This is a genomic window from Streptomyces sp. NPDC006476 (genome assembly GCF_040612015.1).
GTDB classification, from domain to species: domain Bacteria; phylum Actinomycetota; class Actinomycetes; order Streptomycetales; family Streptomycetaceae; genus Streptomyces; species Streptomyces griseorubiginosus_B.
Genome location: NZ_JBEXPK010000296.1, coordinates 1 through 1,552, shown reverse-complemented (window position 1 = coordinate 1,552; position 1,552 = coordinate 1). Strand labels below are relative to the sequence as shown.

Annotated in this window: 1 protein-coding gene; it reads right to left on the bottom strand. The window is 60.7% G+C overall.

Annotation, left to right across the window (positions count from 1 at the left end):
- Positions 1–152 precede the first annotated feature (152 nt).
- A complete protein-coding gene (locus ABZZ74_RS54140) occupies positions 153–1,286 on the bottom strand; it encodes a substrate-binding domain-containing protein (protein ID WP_356951445.1) in 1,134 nt (377 codons plus the stop codon).
- Positions 1,287–1,552: the final 266 nt, after the last annotated feature.

The following is a 1,552-nucleotide window of genomic DNA, read 5'->3' as shown; positions in this document are numbered from 1 at the left end:
GGCCGAACACCGATTCCCACCAGCCGCCACACCGCTGGCCAGCAGGTTCGACCTCATCCAAGGCCCAGAACCCCGATTAACTGCGGAACCCGGGCAAGACGCTGACCAACACAGACGCCGAAACTGCAGCTGCCGTGACCGACGGCTGTCCTCTATTCCAGCCCAATGGCCGCACATCTCGCCGCGTAGGGCGCGGTGCAGATCTGCCGGATGGTATAGACGCCGTCGGCGATCACTGTCTGCCTGATGGTGTTCTGCGTGAGGGCGATCACTGGTACGAGCCTCGTGGGGATGTCCTTTTGCGTCGGACTGTCGACTTTATCCGGCGTCAGTCCGTCGAACTCGATGCTGCGGCCCCGTACCTTGTCTACCGCCAACTCTGCTGCGTCGGTGGCCTCATCGACGAAGGGCTTGTACACGGACATGTACTGCTGTCCTGCGACGATGCGCTGCACTGCGTCCAAGTTCGCGTCCTGTCCGGTCACCGGCGGTATGGCGGTGGCTCCCGCCTTCTTCAGCGCATCGATGGCAGCGCCGGCCAAGCCGTCATTGGCCGCGTAGACGGCGGTGATGTTCCTGAGTCCGATGGACCGAATCGCATGGTTCATGTCTCTTTCGGCGACCACGGGCGACCACTTTGTGACGTTGTACTGCTGGACAATGTGGACCTTGTCGGTGAGTTCGCCGAGTGCACCTTTCTTGAACTGAGCCGAGTTCGGATCAGCGGGGTCTCCGTTCAGCATGACCACGTTACTCCCCGACGCGCGATCGCCCAGTGCCTCCTCGATCGCGCGTCCCTGTTCCTCGCCGACGAGTTCGTTGTCGTGCGAGACGAACGCATCGATCGGGCCCTGCGCAAGACGGTCGTAGGCGATGACTGGTATGCCCGCGTCTTGCGCTTCCCGCACGTCCGGCGCGATGCGTTTGGCGTCCAAGGCGTCGACGAGGATGACGTCCACTTTCTCTGAAACCATGCGCTGGAACTGCTGACTCTGTCTGGACACACTTGCTTCGGCGTTGGCGTAGTCAACCTTTCCCTTGCCATGCGTGAGCGCAGCGACTTCCCTCTTAACGGTCGGATAGTCGAATTTCTCGAAGCGTGCAGTGTCCCGATCAGGCAGAAGAAGTCCCACTGTGATGTCTTCACGATACAAGGATGCTGAGCTAGTCCTGGTGTCGCCTCCGCCAGCGACGGCGCAAGCGGTGAACAAGAGCACGGACGACGAAGCGGCCAGGGCTATGGCCGGTTTCCGGTATCCGGTCCTGCGTATGCGTGGAGTGTTCATTTCACTGGCCTTCCGGAGCTGTGATGGACGCGTCCTGGCAGGTGATGAACCCACTTGTGTGACCTGCGGAAACGCTAACTACCCGACCTTGGTGTAATGCCTCCGATTTTGGACGGGACGCCAGTGACTCACTAACCGCATCAGGGATACGGTTAGTGGGCTGCTGACCTGCTGTTCAGTAGGCGGGTGGCATGTACTTGACACGTCCCCCACCGGCCATGAACAGTCATGAAGGGCCACTTCCGTCACTCCTCCCATCCACGTAT

Excerpts from the sequence above, each read along its gene's own strand:
- ABZZ74_RS54140 (WP_356951445.1), bottom strand. The coding sequence starts at position 1,286 with ATGAACACTCCACGCATACGCAGGACCGGATACCGGAAACCGGCCATA.